The 17051-nt window shown below is 71.2% G+C and carries 15 protein-coding genes; 8 read left to right on the top strand and 7 right to left on the bottom strand.

Features of this window, described 5'->3' with window-relative positions:
• Both JYA75_RS11870 and JYA75_RS11865 read right to left on the bottom strand, forming a co-directional pair.
• Positions 1-852: an alpha/beta fold hydrolase gene (locus tag JYA75_RS11870; RefSeq protein ID WP_006932928.1), complete on the bottom strand. Its 852-nt coding sequence runs from the start codon at positions 850-852 to the stop codon at positions 1-3.
• 9 nt (positions 853-861) lie between these two features.
• Complete coding sequence (locus JYA75_RS11865) at positions 862-1893, bottom strand: patatin-like phospholipase family protein (RefSeq protein ID WP_029545286.1); 1032 nt, start codon at positions 1891-1893, stop codon at positions 862-864.
• Between the two features lie 174 nt (positions 1894-2067).
• On the opposite strand from JYA75_RS11865, the gene JYA75_RS11860 reads away from it, so the two are divergent.
• From JYA75_RS11860 to JYA75_RS11850, 3 genes are all read left to right on the top strand, one after another.
• A complete protein-coding gene (locus JYA75_RS11860) occupies positions 2068-2391 on the top strand; it encodes a PASTA domain-containing protein (protein WP_065923413.1) in 324 nt (107 codons plus the stop codon).
• A 112-nt stretch (positions 2392-2503) separates the two neighbouring features.
• On the top strand, positions 2504-2887 hold the full coding sequence (locus JYA75_RS11855; RefSeq protein WP_029545290.1) for a phage holin family protein: 384 nt from the start codon (positions 2504-2506) through the stop codon (positions 2885-2887).
• An 85-nt stretch (positions 2888-2972) separates the two neighbouring features.
• Positions 2973-3179, top strand: coding sequence for a PspC domain-containing protein (locus tag JYA75_RS11850; protein WP_029545293.1), 207 nt, complete (start codon positions 2973-2975; stop codon positions 3177-3179).
• A gap of 79 nt (positions 3180-3258) precedes the next feature.
• Here the strand turns inward: JYA75_RS11850 and JYA75_RS11845 are convergent, their stop codons facing one another.
• Positions 3259-4116, bottom strand: a complete 858-nt coding sequence (locus tag JYA75_RS11845) for a LysR substrate-binding domain-containing protein (protein WP_203330069.1) — start codon at positions 4114-4116, stop codon at positions 3259-3261.
• 84 nt (positions 4117-4200) lie between these two features.
• Here JYA75_RS11845 and JYA75_RS11840 point away from each other — a divergent pair, with 84 nt between their 5' ends.
• A complete protein-coding gene (locus tag JYA75_RS11840; protein ID WP_203330068.1) occupies positions 4201-5190 on the top strand; it encodes a bile acid:sodium symporter family protein in 990 nt (329 codons plus the stop codon).
• A gap of 1182 nt (positions 5191-6372) precedes the next feature.
• On the opposite strand, the gene groL is transcribed toward JYA75_RS11840, so the two are convergent.
• The 4 genes from groL to htpG all read right to left on the bottom strand — a co-directional run bounded on the left by groL (position 6373) and on the right by htpG (position 11699).
• Positions 6373-7998: a chaperonin GroEL gene (gene groL / locus JYA75_RS11835; protein ID WP_006932397.1), complete on the bottom strand. Its 1626-nt coding sequence runs from the start codon at positions 7996-7998 to the stop codon at positions 6373-6375.
• A gap of 249 nt (positions 7999-8247) precedes the next feature.
• The gene (locus JYA75_RS11830) at positions 8248-8775 is read right to left on the bottom strand and encodes a DUF6764 family protein (RefSeq protein ID WP_006932398.1); all 528 of its coding nucleotides are present in this window, start codon (positions 8773-8775) and stop codon (positions 8248-8250) included.
• 109 nt (positions 8776-8884) lie between these two features.
• On the bottom strand, positions 8885-9661 hold the full coding sequence (locus JYA75_RS11825; RefSeq protein ID WP_006932403.1) for an HAD-IIA family hydrolase: 777 nt from the start codon (positions 9659-9661) through the stop codon (positions 8885-8887).
• A 106-nt stretch (positions 9662-9767) separates the two neighbouring features.
• The gene (htpG, locus tag JYA75_RS11820; protein ID WP_203330067.1) at positions 9768-11699 is read right to left on the bottom strand and encodes a molecular chaperone HtpG; all 1932 of its coding nucleotides are present in this window, start codon (positions 11697-11699) and stop codon (positions 9768-9770) included.
• 211 nt (positions 11700-11910) lie between these two features.
• Here htpG and hutU point away from each other — a divergent pair, with 211 nt between their 5' ends.
• From hutU to JYA75_RS11800, 4 genes are read left to right on the top strand one after another with little or no spacing between them, the layout of a single operon-like run.
• The gene (gene hutU / locus JYA75_RS11815) at positions 11911-13593 is read left to right on the top strand and encodes a urocanate hydratase (RefSeq protein ID WP_161995925.1); all 1683 of its coding nucleotides are present in this window, start codon (positions 11911-11913) and stop codon (positions 13591-13593) included.
• A gap of 4 nt (positions 13594-13597) precedes the next feature.
• The gene (hutI, locus tag JYA75_RS11810) at positions 13598-14782 is read left to right on the top strand and encodes an imidazolonepropionase (RefSeq protein WP_006932408.1); all 1185 of its coding nucleotides are present in this window, start codon (positions 13598-13600) and stop codon (positions 14780-14782) included.
• Positions 14779-15774, top strand: a complete 996-nt coding sequence (hutG, locus tag JYA75_RS11805) for a formimidoylglutamase (protein ID WP_161995923.1) — start codon at positions 14779-14781, stop codon at positions 15772-15774. Before hutI ends, hutG begins: the two co-directional genes overlap by 4 nt.
• Positions 15775-15811: 37 nt before the next feature.
• Positions 15812-17050 carry an FAD-dependent oxidoreductase gene (locus JYA75_RS11800; protein WP_203330066.1) on the top strand — a complete coding sequence of 413 codons (1239 nt, stop codon included), beginning with the start codon at positions 15812-15814 and terminating at the stop codon, positions 17048-17050.
• Position 17051 lies beyond the last annotated feature (1 nt).

The raw sequence follows: 17051 nt of genomic DNA, 5'->3' as shown, positions 1-17051 counted from the left end.
TCACCGGTCCTTCAACCAGGCGGAGATGCGGTCGACGGTGTCCGCGTTGTCGCGGATCCACCCGTTGTGCCCCAGCGGCCGGGACTGGTGCCACGTCGTCACGTCCGCGGCGGGCATCTTCTCGAGCAGGTGCCGGGCGGCGGGGACGGGCGTCATGTCGTCGCCCTCGACGGTGACGGACAGGACCGGCAGGCTCAGCTCGGCCAGCCGCTGCTCGTAGTCGACGTCGGCGCCGCGGGGCTCGAAACGTCCGCTGCGGGCCAGGCGCGCCCAGTCCGAGATGAGCAGCCGGGACTGGCGGCCGAAACCGGCGACGTCGAGCCGATCGCCGGGCCAGAACCCGGCCACGCTCGCGGTGATCGACATCGCCGCGGACCCGAGGAGCAGACCCGGCCCGCGGATGCCCGCGTGGTGACGGTAGTAGGGGGTGCCCGCGGCGACGAGGATCAGCCCGCCGAGGCGTCCGGGATTGCGGGAGGCATAGAGCACCCCGAGCTGACCGCCCATCGAATGCCCCAGGAGGTACGGGGTGGAGTCGAGGAACCGTTCGTGCACCACCTCGAACATCGCCGGCAGGTCGACGGCCACCAGTTCCTGGTAGCCGTAGTCGCTGTCGGGTCCGGGACGGGGGCGGCTGTCGCCCTGCCCGGGCAGCTCGCAGAGCGCGGCGTCGAACCCGTGCCCGGTGAGCGCCTCGGCGACGGGCTCGTAGTAGCCCGCCGGGATGCCGAGGCCGGGCAGGATCACCACCACGGGCCGTGGCGCGTCGATGCGGGCCGGGTGTTCCGGACCGGGAAACAGGCGGACCGGCGTCGTCGTGCCGCCCGGCAGCTGGATCGGTACGGTCTCCACCGGCTCAGCCTAGGCGGTTCCGGTGTCCGGGTCAGCCGGTTCGGCGACCGGCGCGACGCCGAGCCCCGCGGCGTCGAGGGCGGACTCCGTGAGGCTGCGGCCGAGCGCGATCATCTCGGCCGCACGGTGGAAGTCGAGGCTGCGTCCCGACTTGCGAGGGACGCGGATGAGCACGTCCGGCGGGTACCCGGCGAGCTGATACCGGGCGAGGGCCGACTGCATCAGATCGAGCGAACGGTTCATCACCTCGAAGCGGCTGAGCTTCGGGACCGGTACCGGATCGTCGACGACCTCGGTCTCCTCGGGCGCCACGTCCTCCACGGCATCGCTGCGTGCCACCTGCCCGCTGCCGAAGCGACCGACCACCGAGCGGACGACGTCGCGCTCGAGCAGTTGCGCGGCGCTGCGGCGGAAGCGGCCGATCCACTCGTCGACCGGTCGCGGCTCCGCACTCGCGTGGGCCGGGGCGCCGCCCTCGACGTCGCGCTCCTCCGCCCCGAGACTGACACCGATGGTGACGTCGGCACCGGCGGCGAGGATCGGGGCGAGTGGCAGCGGATCGAGGATTCCGCCGTCCGCGAGCACCCGCCCGTTGAGCACGTACGGGGTGATCACGCCGGGGATCGCGATGGAGGCGCGGATCGCCACGTCGACGGGGCCGCGCTGGAACCACACGGACCGGCCGGCGGCCAGGTCCGTCGCGACCGCCGTATACGGGATCCGCAGCCCCTCGATGGGGGTGTCGCCGAGGATCTCGCGCACCTTGTCGAGGATCTTCTCGGCGTGGATGGCGCCCGGCGCGGACAGCGACACGTCGAGCAGGCGCAGCACGTCGAGCTGGGTCAACGATGTCGCCCAGCGGGTGTAGTCGTCGAGCTTGCCCGCCGCGTACAGCCCGCCGACGAGCGCGCCCATGGACGAGCCCGCCACCCCGGTGATGTCGAAGCCGCGTTCCTCGAGCACCTCGATCACGCCGATGTGGGCGTAGCCGCGGGCACCCCCGCTGCCCAGGGCGAGCGCCACACGCGTCGGTCCGGCCATGCACAGATCCTACGGAGCACACGGCGCGCGAACCCCGAGACGAAAGATCAGGGTAGGGATCGGGGCGTCACCCGATGTGGAGCCGGCCCGCCGGTCGGCACGCTGAAAGGCATGACATCCACCACGAGCAGTTCCCACTCCGTTCCCGAAAGATCCCGCCGTGGAAGGGTTTTGCTGCACACCTCCGTCACCGCGGCCGTGTGCGCGGCGGCCGCGTCGGTGCTGCTGGGCACCGGCACCGCGGCGGCGGCCCAGCCGGCTCCGAACGTGGTCGGCATGAGCGAACACAGCGCCCGGGCCGCGCTCGAGGCGCAGGGCGTGCCGTACGGCGTGGTCAACCGCGCCGGCACGGCGTCAGGCGACTGCCATGTCACCGAACAGCGCGACAGGGGCTACCGCACCGAGATCGACATGCGGTACAACCACGACAAGGACGAGTTCGAGCGCGTCGAGACGCAGGTCTGGCGGGGCGTGGGCCTGGCGGTGGTCTGCATCTGACGAGTTCTCGCGCCGCGCCGACGATCCGGCGCCTCGAGGCGGGCCGGGATTCCGGCCCGCCTCGTCGGCTTGTCGGTTCACCCTCCCGGCCGGTGGGGGCTAGTCTCCTGGCATGGTCCGTCTGCTCGCGTCCGCGGTCGTCGCACTGCTCGCCAACGCTCTGGCGCTGCTCGTCGGTGCCTGGGTCCTGCCCGGCATGACGCTCGACGGCGTCGCCTTCGTCATCGCCGTCGTCCTGTTCACTGTGGCCGCGATGCTCGTCGACCCCCTGCTGCGTCAGCTGGCGGTGACCAAGACCCCCGCGCTCCTGGGCAGCAGCGCGCTCATCTCGACGCTGGTGGCGCTGATCGTCACCTCGCTCGTCAGCGACGGCCTGCAGATCCGGGGCGCGGCGACCTGGATCCTCGCGACGGTGATCGTGTGGGCCGTCGCGCTGATCGCCCGGATGCTGCTGCCCCTGGTGATCTTCAAGAAGACGCTCGCCAAGCGCCGCTGAGGACGAACCCCGAGACGAAAGATCAGGGTAGGAATCGGGGCGTCACCCGATGTGGCCGGCAGGCCCGCGGCGGCACGCTTGTCGCATGACATTCGAGAACAGCACCCCCGGTCCCCGTCCCTTCGCCCGTTCCCGCTCGCAGCGCATGCTCGGTGGCGTGTGCGGCGGTCTCGCCGAATACTTCGGCATCGACGTCAACCTCGTCCGCGCCGGTGTGGTGGTCGCCGCGTTCGTCACCGGAGGCGGTGCGGCGCTGGTCTACCTGGCGCTGTGGATGCTGCTGCCCGAGTGAGAGGGACGAGCTCACCGCTCTCCCCCGCGGCGTGCGCCCGCGCCGCCGGCCGGAACGGGCGCACGCCGCACAACGACGGTCAGCCGTCCCGGCCGAGCCGGTCGGCGTTCGCGAGGATCACGGCACGCAGTGCCCGCTCGGGTTCGTTGAGGACCGAACGCCGCGACAGCAGCACGAACTCGACCTCCCCCGCGTCGGGCAGTCGTCCCGCGCGCACGGGAACGAGCCCCGCCGGCGGCAGCCGGGCAGCGTGGAGCACGACGCCGAGCCCGGCGAGGACGGCTGCGCGCAGGCCGTTGAGGCTGTCGGTGGTGCAGGTGATGCGCGCTCCGAGTCCGGCGCGCCGGAGCGTGTCGAGGGCGATCTCGCGGGTCAGCGCCGGCGGCGGATACGTCACCAGCGGGATCGGCCCGTCGGGCTCGACCACGAAGTCCGGTGCGGCGTGGAACACCAGCCGGTCCCGGAAGATCAGCTCCCCGTGTCGTTCCCCCGGCCGGCGCTTGCCGAAGACCAGGTCGAGGTCCCCGTCGTCGAGGCGCCGATGCAGGTCCTCGCTCAGCGCGACGGTGAGCTCGAAATCCACCCGGGGATGACTGCGCCGGAACTCCGCGAGGATGGCGGGCAGTTCGTGCAGCACCAGGTCCTCCGAGGCCCCGAAGCGCAGCCGCCCGCTGATCGGCGACTCCGAGAAGTACCGCCGGGCCGCGTCGTGCCGATCGAGGATGTCCCGGGCGAAGCCCAGCATGGCTGCGCCGTCGGCGGTGAGATCGACCGCGTGCGTGTCCCGCAGGAACATCCGGCGGCCGGCGGCCTGCTCGAGCTTGCCGACGTGCTGACTGACCGTGGACTGGCGCAGGCCGAGCCGTCGCGCGGCGAGCGTGAAGCTGCGGGCGCGTTCCACGGCCAGGAAGCTGCGCAGGTGAACGGGATCGAACACCACGGTATTCAATCACGATTCGTGATGACAGTAATCGCGGTGATCGGTTTCCTGGATGGGCGTGCGGTGACCTAGCGTCGACTCATGTTCTCCAGGATCCCCGTGCTCGGACGCCTCGACCCCTTCCTCGTCGGCATCCTCGCCACCGTCGCGATCGCGGCGCTGCTGCCGGCCGAGGGCACGGCCCTGACCGCCGTCACGTGGGCCTCGAAGATCGCCATCGGCCTGCTGTTCTTCCTCTACGGAGCTCGCCTGTCCACGCACGAGGCCCTCGAAGGCCTCAAGCACTGGCGCCTGCACCTGACGATCCTCGCCACCACGTTCGCGGTGTTCCCGCTGCTCGGTCTGGCGACGAAGGTCCTCGTGCCGGCGGTCCTGACCGAGCCGTTGTATCTCGGCGTCCTCTACCTGTGCCTGCTGCCCTCGACGGTGCAGTCGTCGATCGCGCTGGTCTCGGTGGCCCGGGGCAACATCCCGGGGGCGGTCGTCTCCGCCAGCGCGTCGAGCCTGCTCGGCATCTTCGTCACGCCGCTGCTCGTCGCGCTGACGATGACCACGCAGGGCGTGACGTTCAGCGCCTCTGCGGTGCTCGACATCGTGCTCATGCTGCTGGTTCCGTTCCTCGCGGGCCAGTTCGTGCGCCGCTGGATCGGCGGGTGGGTCAAGGCCCACGGCAGGCCGCTGAAGATCGTCGACCGCGGTTCGATCCTGCTCGTCGTGTACGTCGCGTTCAGCCGCGGCATGAACGAGGGCATCTGGTCGAGCCTGTCGCCCGCGCGGCTGCTCGCCCTCGTGGGCGTGTGCCTCGTGCTGCTCGCGCTGGTCCTGGCGATCACGTGGTTCGGCGCACCGCGCCTGGGCTTCTCCTACGAGGACCGCGCGACGATCCTGTTCTGCGGCTCGACGAAGTCGCTCGCCACGGGCCTGCCGATGGCGACGGTGCTGTTCCCGGGCCAGCCGATCGGGCTGATCGTCCTGCCGCTCATGTTGTTCCACCAGATCCAGTTGCTGGTGTGTGCCGCGATCGCGGCGCGGCTGGCGAAGCGTGCGGTCGCCGCGGCCGTGGCGGTGTGAACCGGCCGGACACCTCACGACCGCAGCCACAGCGGCAGGAGATCCTGCGGCTGCGGCTGCGATTCGACTGCGGTCTCGGGCCCGGGACTAGTCCGTGCTGCCGGAGCCGAGGTCGGCGATCAGTTCGAGGATGGGCGTGATGAGGTCGAGCAGGCTGCCGATCATGATCTTCTCCGTCCAGGTGGTGGGTGGCTGCTAGTCGTCGCCGGCGCTCAGCGAGTCCAGAACCTCCAGCAGATCGAAATTCTCGAGTACCCAACCGATGATGTCCGCGAGAGACCCCATGGCGACTCCTCCTTGATTTCGTCGGTGTCACGGATGCGCGGCCTGGAACTGCGACCGCGACGCCATTGTTACAACATGTCACGAGTCGAGAACGCAGAAATCGGAAAAATCACCCCTCGATGGGAACGGGCCGGTCACACCGGAAACCCCGGACAGCACTCGGCCGCAGCGACGACGTGCGCCGCTGCGGCCGAGTGCTGTGGATCGAGGCAGCTCGAGAAGGGAAACCCTCCGACTCCCTCTCGGGCCGACGATCAGCTCACGGCCTGCTGGGTGGTCTCACCGGCCTCCGCGCTGCCCGTGCCGAGGATGTCGGCGAAGTCACCGAAGGTCTCCAGCAGGAGGTTGAGAATGTCCTGAACGGATCCGAGCATTGTCCGACTCCTTTGTCTCGTGTTTCTCGACCGGCCGGAATTTCCGGCCCGCCGCTTCTGCACGCGACCGGATCGTTCCCGATCACAATTCCGAGTGTGGCACGGGCCCCGCGAATTGTGCGCTGCGAGCCGGCGAATTCAGGGCGTGAGACAATTCACACCCCGGAAATGCGGCCTTGTTCTCGATGCATTTCCGCGGCATTTATGCAGGTGCAGAGCGGAAAATTCCGGAACGCGAAGATTTCCGCATTGTGAGTGCGCAAAAACGGAATGTTTAACGAAAAGAATTGCGTCCCCGGCCGCCCGGGAAGCGCCGCGCGGCCGCCCCGAACTGCACTCCAGCACTCGGCGCGGCGGAACATTTCCCCGATTTCCCGGCGGCGGCAGGCATTCCTGCACCCGTCGGAACTTCGCGCACGCCGGGGCCTGCGCGCCCCGCCGCTCGGCCCGGGCCGAGCCCTCGACGCCACGAGGCCCGGCCCCACCGAAGTGGAACCGGGCCTCGAAGACGGTCGGGCGTGGATCAGAAGTCCATGCCACCCATGCCGCCGGTCGGGTCGCCGGCGGGAGCGGCGGCCTTCTCCGGCTTGTCGGCGACGACAGCCTCGGTGGTCAGGAACAGGGCCGCGATGGACGCCGCGTTCTGCAGCGCCGAGCGGGTGACCTTGACCGGGTCGTTGATGCCGGCAGCCAGCAGGTCCTCGTACTCGCCGGTGGCGGCGTTGAGGCCGTGGCCGGCGGGCAGGTTGCGGACCTTCTCGGCGACGACGCCGGGCTCGAGGCCGGCGTTGAAGGCGATCTGCTTCAGCGGGGCCTCGAGGGCAACCTTGACGATGTTGGCACCGGTGGCCTCGTCACCCTCGAGCTTCAGGTCGTCCAGAACCGGCGCGGCCTGCAGCAGCGCGACGCCACCACCGGCGACGATGCCCTCCTCGACCGCAGCCTTGGCGTTGCGGACGGCATCCTCGATGCGGTGCTTGCGCTCCTTGAGCTCGACCTCGGTGGCGGCACCGGCCTTGATGACCGCAACGCCGCCGGCCAGCTTGGCCAGACGCTCCTGCAGCTTCTCGCGGTCGTAGTCCGAGTCCGACGCCTCGATCTCGGCGCGGATCTGGTTCACGCGACCGGCGATGGCGTCGGCGTCGCCGGCACCGTCGACGATGGTGGTCTCGTCCTTGGTGACGACGACCTTGCGCGCACGGCCGAGCAGCTCGAGACCTGCGGTCTCGAGGGAGAGACCGACCTCTTCGCTGATGACCTCGCCACCGGTGAGGATGGCGATATCGGCGAGCTGGGCCTTGCGGCGGTCACCGAAGCCGGGGGCCTTGATGGCGACCGACTTGAAGGTGCCACGGATCTTGTTGACGACCAGGGTGGACAGAGCCTCACCCTCGACGTCCTCGGCGATGATCGCCAGCGGCTTGCCGGACTGGATGACCTTCTCCAGCAGCGGCAGCAGGTCCTTGACGGTCGAGATCTTGCCCGACACGAGCAGGATGTACGCGTCCTCGAGCACGGCCTCCTGACGCTCGGCGTCGGTGGCGAAGTACAGCGAGATGTAGCCCTTGTCGAAGCGCATGCCCTCGGTCAGCTCGAGCTGCAGGCCGAAGGTGTTGGACTCCTCGACGGTGATGACGCCTTCCTTGCCCACCTTGTCGATGGCCTCGGCGATCAGCTCACCGATCGCGGGGTCGCCCGCGGAGATGCCGGCGGTGGCGCCGATCTGCTCCTTGGTCTCGACCTCCTTGGCGGTGTCGAGCAGCTTGGCAGTGACGGCCTCGACGGCCTTCTCGATGCCGCGCTTGAGGCCGAGGGGGTTCGCACCGGCGGCGACGTTGCGCAGACCCTCGCGCACCAGCGCCTGGGCGAGGACGGTGGCGGTGGTGGTGCCGTCACCCGCGACGTCGTCCGTCTTCTTGGCAACTTCCTTGACCAGCTCGGCGCCGATCTTCTCGTACGGGTCCTCGAGCTCGATCTCCTTGGCGATGGACACACCATCGTTGGTGATCGTGGGGGCGCCCCACTTCTTCTCGAGCACGACGTTGCGACCCTTGGGCCCCAACGTCACCTTGACAGCGTCGGCGAGGCTGTTCAGGCCCCGCTCGAGGCCGCGACGGGCCTCTTCGTCGAACGCGATGATCTTGGCCATTGCGAAGTGATCCTCCGGATATGGGGGTGACACGCAGGGCGACCGCTCGTCGGGTCGCCCCATGTACGCCTTCGGCCGGAAGCAGTGCCCGCGACGGACGACCAGGGGTGTCGATATTCCCGGCCTCACCGTCCCGACCTGGCACTCACGTGTTGCGAGTGCCAAGAGCATTCTTAGCACTCGAGGGTGGCGAGTGCAAGGTCTGGAGCACCCGCCACCCCCGTCGCGCAAGACCGCTGCGGTGTGTTCTCAGCGACGCGTGGAACCGACGCCGACGGCGCACCACTGACCGGTGGCCGTGTTGACGGCGAACGACTGCGGGCCGACGCAGGTCACCCCGGTCGGATCGGCCGTCGCCCCCGACCCCCAGCCCGCGACCGACACCGTCGTCACCGGGCCCTGCGCCGAGGAATGGCTCAGTCCGCCGCCGAGGGCGTACGCGTAGGAGCGGCCACCGTTCTGGGCGCCGCTCAGGGCGGTCCCGAACCCCGTCGCGTGGGCCTCGGCCGCGCCGGCCGTCTGCGCCGCCGACACCGCGGTGCCGCTCTCGGAGGCGAAGGAGTGGGCCGTGCCGCCCTCGGCGGCCGTCGCGCCGCAGCTGGCGGCGTCGGAGACCAGGATCTCGTTGGCCGACGGCGGCGACACGCACGTCACCGGCGCCGCCGTCGCGGTACCCACGCCGAGCAGGGCGGCCGACGCGACGCCGAGAGCGGCGACGACACCGGCCCGGAGGAGGCGGCGGGGGACTACGACGGCACGGATGGATCGGATGGACAACAAGGTCTCCTCTGCGCTGGGCCGGGACTCGCTGGGCTCGGATGCCCGGACGGGGGCGACTCCCCCGGCGGCGAGGGTACCGGTCACACCCGCCCGGGGCGAGACGGCGTCACAGCGTGTCGAGGAGCTCCGGCAGGGCGGCGACCGAATCGATCACCCGATCGGGACGCTCGACCGCGAGGTCGAGCACCGACTGCCGAAACTTGCCGGTGCGCACCAGGATTCCCGTCATGCCGAGGCGCTGGCCGGGGATGACCTCCGCGTGGAGATCGTCGCCCACCACGGCCATCCGGTCCGGTTCGGTGCCCATCAGCTCGGCCGCGGCGAGGAAGCCCCGCATCGACGGCTTGCCGACCGCGACGACGGTCTGCCCGGTGAGTTCCTCGAGACCGGGCAGGTACACGCCGGTGTCGATGCGCAGGCCGTCCGCGGACTGCCACGTGGAGCCGCGGTGCATCGCGACCACCGGCACCCCGTCGAGCATGAGCTCGGCGACGCGGCTGAGGGCGCGGTGGCTGAACTCCGGCCCGGCCCCGCCGAGCACGACCACCTCGGGATCGTCCTCGTCGCGCACGATGCCCTCGAGGTCCGCCTCCACGTCGCCGTGGTTGAGCACCCAGCAGCGCCGGTCCGGGTAGGTCTGGCGCAGGTACTCGGCGGTGAGGGACGCGGCCGTCACGATCTCGGCGGGCTCGACCGGCATGCCCAGCCCGGTGAGGCTCTCGGCGATCTGCGCGCAGGTCCGCGACGTGGTGTTGGTCAGGAAGGCCCGATGCACCCCGCGCTCGCGGAGCCCGGCAAGCACCTCGGCGGCGCCCGGCACGGGTTCCCACGACGTCACGATCACGCCCTCGATATCGAACAACACCCCGTCCACGCCGGCCATGGTGTGAGCCTATCGGGTCGCCGCACCCCCACCACGCACGGACCGAATGTCACACCACGTCGATCGAATCGACGCGATGTGACATTCGGCCGGAAGGGGTGAGCGGTTACAGCGTGCGCGCGAGGCGATCGGCGAGCAGACGGGCGAACGCCGCCGGGTCCTCGAGTTCGCCGCCCTCGGCGAGCAGCGCGGTGCCGTACAGCAACTCGGCGGTCTCGCCGAGCGTCGGGTCGTCGGCGTGCCGGGCGTGCGCGTCGCGCAGCGCCGTGACCAACGGGTGGTCCGGGTTGAGCTCGAGGATGCGCTTGGTGTGCGGGACGGGCTGGCCCGACGCCCGGTACATCCGTTCGAGGGCGGGCGACATGGCGAACGTGTCGCCGACGAGGCACGCGGGCGACGTGGTCAGCCGCGACGACAGCCGCACCTGCTTCACGTGCTCGTCGAGCGTCTCGCCGAGCCACGACAGCAGGTCGGCGTAATCCTTCTCCCGCTCCTCACGCTCGGCCTCGGCGGCCTTCTTCTCGTCCTCGGTACCGAGATCCACCTCGCCCTTGGCGATCGACTGGAACGGCTTGCCCTCGAACTCGGGCACGGACCCCACCCACATCTCGTCGACCGGGTCGGTGAGCAGCAGCACCTCGAAGCCCTTGGCGCGGAAGGCCTCCATGTGCGGGGAGCTCTCGATCTGCTGCCGGGACTCGCCGGTCATGTAGAAGATCTCGTCCTGGCCTTCCTTCATCCGCGAGACGTACTCGGCGAGCGTCGTCGTCGAGTCCTCGCTGTGCGTGGACTCGAAGGAGGACACGGCGAGCAGGGTGTCGCGGTTGTCGAAATCCGAGAGCAGACCCTCCTTGAGGACCCGGCCGAACTGCGACCAGAAGGTCCGGTACTTCTCCTTCTCGGTGGTCGCCATGTCCTGGATCGTGGACAGCACCTTCTTGGTGAGCCGCCGGCGGATCGCGCGGATCTGCCTGTCCTGCTGCAGGATCTCGCGCGAGACGTTGAGCGACAGGTCCTGGGCGTCGACCACGCCCTTGACGAACCGCAGGTACTCCGGGATCAGCTCCTCGCAGTCGTCCATGATGAACACGCGCTTGACGTAGAGGTGGATCCCGGTCTTGCGCTCGCGCATGAACAGGTCGAACGGCGCCTGCGACGGGATGAACAGCAGCGCCTGGTATTCGAATGTGCCCTCGGCCTTCATCGGGACGACCTCGAGCGGCTCGTCCCACGCGTGGCTGACGTGCTTGTAGAACTCGCTGTACTCCTCCGCGGAGACGTCGTCCTTCGAGCGCGCCCACAGCGCCTTCATCGAGTTCAGGGTCTCCGTCTCGCGGACCACTTCGGCGACGGACCCCTCCCCCTCGGCGGGCTTGGTGCGTTCGACCTGCATCCGGATCGGCCAGGCGATGAAATCCGAGTAGCGCTTGACGATCTCCTTGATCTTCCACTCGGCCGTGTAGTCGAACAGGTGATCCTCGGTGTCCTCCGGCTTGAGGTGCAGCGTCACCGACGTGCCCTGGGGTGCGCCCTCGACCGTCTCGATCGTGTAGGTCGACTCGCCGCTCGACTCCCACCGGGTGCCGTCGTGCTCGCCGGCCTTGCGGGTCAGCAGGGTCACCTTGTCGGCCACCATGAAGGTCGAGTAGAAGCCGACCCCGAACTGGCCGATGAGTTCCTCCGGCGCGGCCGACTCCTGCGCCTCGCGCAGCTTGCGCCGCAGTTCCGCGGTGCCCGACTTCGCGAGGGTGCCGATCATGTCGACCACCTCGTCCCGGGACATGCCGATGCCGTTGTCGCGGACGGTGAGGGTGCGCTGCTCCTTGTCGACCTCGATCTCGATGTGCAGATCCGACGTGTCGACCTGCAGGTCCTTGTTGCGGAACGCCTCGAGCTTGAGCTTGTCCAGCGCGTCCGACGAGTTGGAGACGAGTTCCCGGAGGAAGGTGTCCTTGTTCGAATACACCGAATGGATCAGCAGATCCAGCAGCTGACGCGTCTCCGCCTGAAACTCGAGCTGTTCGATACCCGTGGTCATGGATGGTTCCCTTCGACAGCAGAACGTTCGACGAAATCGTACGACCGCGCCGCCCCGCTGTTCCAAGGGGCCGCCGGGCGGGCCGCGGCCGGCCGCTCGGTCTCGGATCCGACACATCCGCCCGGACCGGTTGTCGCGGGGCGGTCCGCCGCAGTGTCATGGGATGGAGTCGCGGCGCCGGCGCGCCTCGCCGGTTTCGAGAGGAGGCCCCATGGCCACCGGAACGACCCCCTCCGCCCTCCCGGGCCCGCGGCCCGTGCGCGCCCCGCGCGGTCCCGGGCTGCGGTGCCGGGGCTGGCAACAGGAGGGCGCGCTGCGCCTGCTGATGAACAACCTCGATCCCGACGTCGCCGAACGGCCGGACGACCTGGTGGTCTACGGCGGCACCGGCCGGGCGGCCCGCAACTGGGCCGCATTCGACGCGATCGTGCGGACCCTCGAGACCCTCGGCGGCGACGAGACGCTGCTCGTGCAGTCCGGCAAGCCCGTCGGGGTGCTGCGCACCCACGAGTGGGCACCGCGCGTGCTGCTGGCCAACTCGAATCTGGTCGGCGACTGGGCGAACTGGGAGGAGTTCCGCCGCCTGGAGGCGCTGGGGCTGACGATGTACGGGCAGATGACCGCCGGATCCTGGATCTACATCGGCTCGCAGGGCATCCTGCAGGGCACCTACGAGACGTTCGGGGCCGTCGCCCGCAAGCGGTTCGGCGGCAGCCTCGCCGGCACCGTCACCCTGACCGCGGGCCTCGGCGGCATGGGCGGGGCGCAGCCCCTGGCGATCACGATGAACGAGGGCGTCGCAATCTGCGTCGAGGTCGACGAGGCCCGGGTCGACCGCCGGCTCGCGCAGGGTTTCCTCGACGCCAAGGCCGACAGCGTCGAGGCGGCGCTGGCCTCGGCGCTCGCGGCACGGGATGCGCGCGAGCCCCGCTCGATCGGGGTGGTCGGCAACGCCGCCGACGTCGTGCCGGCGCTGCTCGCGCTGCAGGCCCCCATCGACATCGTCACCGACCAGACCTCCGCCCACGACCCGCTGTCCTACCTGCCGCTCGGGGTGACGGTCGAGGAGTGGCACACCCTCGCGGCGAAGGACCCCGTGTGGTTCACCGAGCAGGCCCGCCGGTCGATGGCCCGGCACGTGGAGGCCATGGTCGGGTTCCTCGATCGCGGCGCCGAGGTGTTCGACTACGGCAACTCCATCCGCGACGAGGCCCGCAAGGGCGGCTTCGACCGGGCGTTCGCGTTCCCCGGCTTCGTACCCGCCTACATCCGTCCGCTGTTCGAGGAGGGCCGCGGGCCGTTCCGCTGGGTCGCGCTGTCGGGAGATCCCGCGGACATCGCGGCCACCGACCGTGCCGTCCTCGAGCTGTTCCCCGAGAACGAGCATCTCGCCCGATGGCTCACCCTGGCCGGGCGCGCGGTGCCGTTCCAGGGGCTGCCGGCCCGCATCTGCTGGCTCGGCTACGGCGAACGGGACCGGGCCGGGCTGAGGTTCAACGAGATGGTCGCCGCCGGAGAGGTCGCCGCTCCGATCGCCATCGGCCGCGACCACCTCGACGCCGGGTCGGTGGCCTCGCCGTACCGCGAGACCGAGGCGATGGCCGACGGTTCGGACGCGATCGCCGACTGGCCGCTGCTCAACGCCCTGGTCAACACGGCGTCCGGCGCGTCGTGGGTGTCGATCCACCACGGTGGCGGGGTCGGCATCGGCCGGTCGCTGCACGCCGGGCAGGTGTGCATCGCCGACGGCACCGACCTCGCCGCGCGCAAGCTCGAGCGGGTGCTGACGAACGACCCCGGCACCGGCGTCCTCCGGCACGTCGACGCCGGCTACCCCCGTGCCGCCGAGGTCGCCGCGCGCCGCGGACTGCGCATCCCGATGCGGGAGGGCTGACGCCGTGTCGCCCGGGCGGAACTGGACACTGCTCGACAACATCGGCTGCCTCGTCACGAACGACCCGGAACTCGACCGGGGCCCGCTGGGGGTGCTCGTGGACGCCGCGGTGGTCGTCGGCGAGGGTCTGATCCGGTGGGTGGGGCCGCGCGACCGGGTCCCCGAGGGGGCCGCCGCGGACCGGCACGACCTGCAGGGCCGCGCCGTGCTGCCCGGATTCGTCGACAGTCATACGCATCTCGTGTTCGCCGGGGAGCGCGCCGAGGAATTCGCCGCCCGCATGGCCGGTGCCCCCTACACCGCCGGCGGCATCGCCACGACGATCGCGGCGACCCGCGCGGCGACCGATCGCGCGCTGGGGGCGACGGTGTCGCGGCTCGTCGCCGAGGGGTGGCAGTCCGGGACGACCACGGTCGAGTGCAAGTCCGGGTACGGCCAGTCCGTCGCCGACGAGCTGCGTTGCCTGCGGGTGGCCGAGGTGTTCACGCCGGAGACGACGCTGCTCGCCGCGCACGCCGTGCCGCCGGAGTTCGCGGACCGCCCCGACGACTACGTCCGGCTGGTGTGCGAGGAGATGGTCCCCGTGTGCGCGCCGCACGCGAAGTGGATCGACGTGTTCTGTGAGCGGGGCGCGTTCGACGCCGACCAGTGCCGGGCCGTGCTGCAGGCAGGGATGGCGCACGGCCTCACCCCGCGGGTGCACGGCAATCAGCTCGGTCCCGGGCCGGGCGTGCAGCTGGCGGTGGAGGTCGGTGCGGCATCGGTGGACCACGTCACCTACACGACGGCGGCGGACGTGGCGGCGCTCGCCGGCTCGGGCACGGTGGCGACGCTGCTGCCGGGCGCCGACTTCTGCACGCGCAACCGGTATCCGGACGCGCGGGCACTGCTGGACGCGGATGTCACCGTCGCGCTGGCCACCGACTGCAACCCCGGCACCTCTTACACCACGAGCATGCCGTTCTGCATCGCGCTGGCGGTGCGCGAGATGCACATGAGCCCGGAGGAGGCGGTCCACGCGGCGACCGCCGGGGGCGCCGCGGCGTTGCGCCGGGACGACGTCGGCGTCGTCCGGGAGGGCGCACGGGCAGATCTGATCGCGTTGGACGCGCCGTCGTACCTGCACCTGGCGTACCGGCCGGGAGTGCAGCTGGTCCGGGAGGTCTGGCAGGAAGGACTGCGGATGTGAGGATTCCGGTCGACGTGCCGCCGGCGCCGTGGACAGGCCGCGACGACGGCCCCGGTCCCGAGCACCTGCGCTGGCACGACGTGGTGGCGCCGCTGCCCGCGGACGCCGCGCGGGCGCAGGTCCTGATCGGATTCCGCAGCGACGAGGGCGTGCGCCGCAACCAGGGGCGGCCCGGCGCGGCGGACGGGCCGGTCGCGTTGCGGCGCGCCCTGGCGTCGCTGGCGCTGCCGGCGCCGGCGACGATCCACGACGCGGGCGACGTCGCGGTGCGCGGCGGCGCCCTCGAGGACGGGCAGCGCCGCCTCGGCGCGGCGGTTACCGCGCTGCTCGACGCGGGGCATGCGGTGGTGGTGCTCGGCGGCGGGCACGAGGTGGCCTTCGGCAGCTACCTGGGCTGGGCCGGGTCCGCGGCCGCGCGGGCCGGGACCCGCTGGGGCGTGCTGAACCTGGACGCGCACTTCGACCTGCGGGCGGCGCCCGTCGCCACGTCGGGCACCCCGTTCCGGCAGATGGCCGAACGCGAACGCGAACAGGGCAGGTCGCTGCGCTACGCGGTGCTGGGCATCGCGCAGCCGAGCAACACGGCCGCGCTGTTCGCTGCCGCGGACGAGTTCGGGGTGCGGTACCTGCTGGACGACGAGTGCCGCGCGACGAACCTGCCCGTCGTGGAGACGTTCGTCGAGGAGTTCGTCCGCGCGGTGGACGCGGTGCACCTGACGATCGACCTCGATGTGCTGCCCGGCTGGGTGGCGCCCGGGGTGAGCGCCCCGGCGGCCTGCGGGGTCGCGTTCGAGGTGGTGCAGCACGTGTGCGACGTCGTGGCGCGCAGCGGCAGGCTCGCGCTCGTCGACGTCGCCGAGCTGGCGCCGGCCGTCGACGACGACGGGCGCACGGCCCGGGCGGCGGCCCGGCTGATCCACCGGATCGTCACGGGGCGGCCGGCGGGCGACCACCCCCGGTTCGCGGGCACCGAGCCCGGCGACGGTCCATGATGGAGGTGATGGGGTACCTCGAGATCGGGAGTGCGTCATGGCGATTCGTCGGGTGGTCGTCGTCGGGGCGGGCTTCGTCGGGTTGTCGGCGGCCTGGTTCCTGCAGGAGCGCGGCGTCGAGGTCACGGTGCTCGACCGCACCGGGGTGGCCGCCGATGCGTCGTGGGGCAATGCGGGCTGGCTGGCCCCCGCGCTGACCCTGCCACTGCCGGAACCGGCGGTGCTGCGGTACGGGATCCGTTCGATGCTCACGCCGTCGTCCCCGGTGTACGTGCCGCCCGCGGTCGACCTGCGGTTGTGGCGGTTCCTGGCGGGATTCGCGCGGCACTGCACCGCCCGCCGGTGGCGCGCGGCGATGGCGGTGTTCGCCGAGGTGAACCGGATGGCGCTGGGCGCCTACGACGATCTGGCCCGCGGCGGTGTCGTCGAACAGACCCGCCCGGCGGATCCGTTCCTGGCAGCGTTCGCGTCCGAGGACGACCGTCGCGTGCTCGTCGAGGAGTTCCGGCAGGTGGTCGCGGCGGGCGGCGAGGTGGATTTCGACCTGCTCGACGGCGACACGATCCGCACCCTGGAGCCGCTGCTCGGCGACGGGGTGCGGGCCGGGATCCGGCTGCGGGGGCAGCGGTTCGCCGACCCGCCGCGGTTCGTCGCCGCGCTGGCGGAGTCGGTGCGCGACCGTGGCGGTGAGGTCGTCACCGGGTTCGAGGTGCAGGCGGTCCGGGACGGCCCGCGGGACGTGCGCGTGGTGGGCACCGGCGGCGGGGACCGGGCGGCGGATGCGGTGGTGCTGGCCACCGGGGCCCGGCTGAACGACCTGGCCCGGCCGTTCGGGGTCCGGATGCCGGTGCAGGCCGGTCGCGGCTACAGCTTCAGCGTGCGCCCGGCGCACCTGCCGAAGAACCCGATCTACTTCCCGGCCCAGCGGGTCGCGTGCACGCCGCTGCACGATCGGTTCCGCATCGCCGGGATGATGGAGTTCCGCCGGCCCGACGCCCCGCTCGACCCGCGGCGGATCCAGGCCATCGTCGACGCGGCGCGGCCGCTGCTGACCGGCGTCGACTGGGCCGCCCGGGCGGAGGAGTGGGTGGGCTCGCGTCCCTGCACCCCGGACGGTCTGCCGCTGGTCGGCGGCACCCGCTCCGCGCGCGTGTTCGTCGCCGGCGGTCACGGCATGTGGGGCGTGGCGCTGGGCCCGCTGACCGGCCGCCTGCTGGCCGGCGCGATGACCGGTGCGCGGGCGGCGGTGCCGCGGCAGTTCGACCCGCTCCGCTGAC

The sequence above is a fragment of the Rhodococcus sp. PSBB066 genome (genome assembly GCF_017068255.1).
GTDB classification, from domain to species: Bacteria; Actinomycetota; Actinomycetes; order Mycobacteriales; family Mycobacteriaceae; genus Rhodococcus; species Rhodococcus aetherivorans.
The sequence above is the reverse complement of the archived record's forward strand: the minus strand, read 5'-3'. Positions and strand labels throughout refer to the sequence as shown.

Bases quoted from the DNA above. Each gene is read 5' to 3' on its own strand.
- JYA75_RS11865 (WP_029545286.1), bottom strand. From the start codon at position 1,893: ATGGCCGGACCGACGCGTGTGGCGCTCGCCCTGGGCAGCGGGGGTGCC.
- JYA75_RS11855 (WP_029545290.1), top strand. From the start codon at position 2,504: ATGGTCCGTCTGCTCGCGTCCGCGGTCGTCGCACTGCTCGCCAACGCT.
- JYA75_RS11850 (WP_029545293.1), top strand. From the start codon at position 2,973: ATGACATTCGAGAACAGCACCCCCGGTCCCCGTCCCTTCGCCCGTTCC.
- JYA75_RS11840 (WP_203330068.1), top strand. From the start codon at position 4,201: ATGTTCTCCAGGATCCCCGTGCTCGGACGCCTCGACCCCTTCCTCGTC.
- groL (WP_006932397.1), bottom strand. From the start codon at position 7,998: ATGGCCAAGATCATCGCGTTCGACGAAGAGGCCCGTCGCGGCCTCGAG.
- JYA75_RS11825 (WP_006932403.1), bottom strand. From the start codon at position 9,661: ATGGCCGGCGTGGACGGGGTGTTGTTCGATATCGAGGGCGTGATCGTG.
- htpG (WP_203330067.1), bottom strand. From the start codon at position 11,699: ATGACCACGGGTATCGAACAGCTCGAGTTTCAGGCGGAGACGCGTCAG.
- hutU (WP_161995925.1), top strand. From the start codon at position 11,911: ATGGCCACCGGAACGACCCCCTCCGCCCTCCCGGGCCCGCGGCCCGTG.
- JYA75_RS11800 (WP_203330066.1), top strand. From the start codon at position 15,812: ATGGCGATTCGTCGGGTGGTCGTCGTCGGGGCGGGCTTCGTCGGGTTG.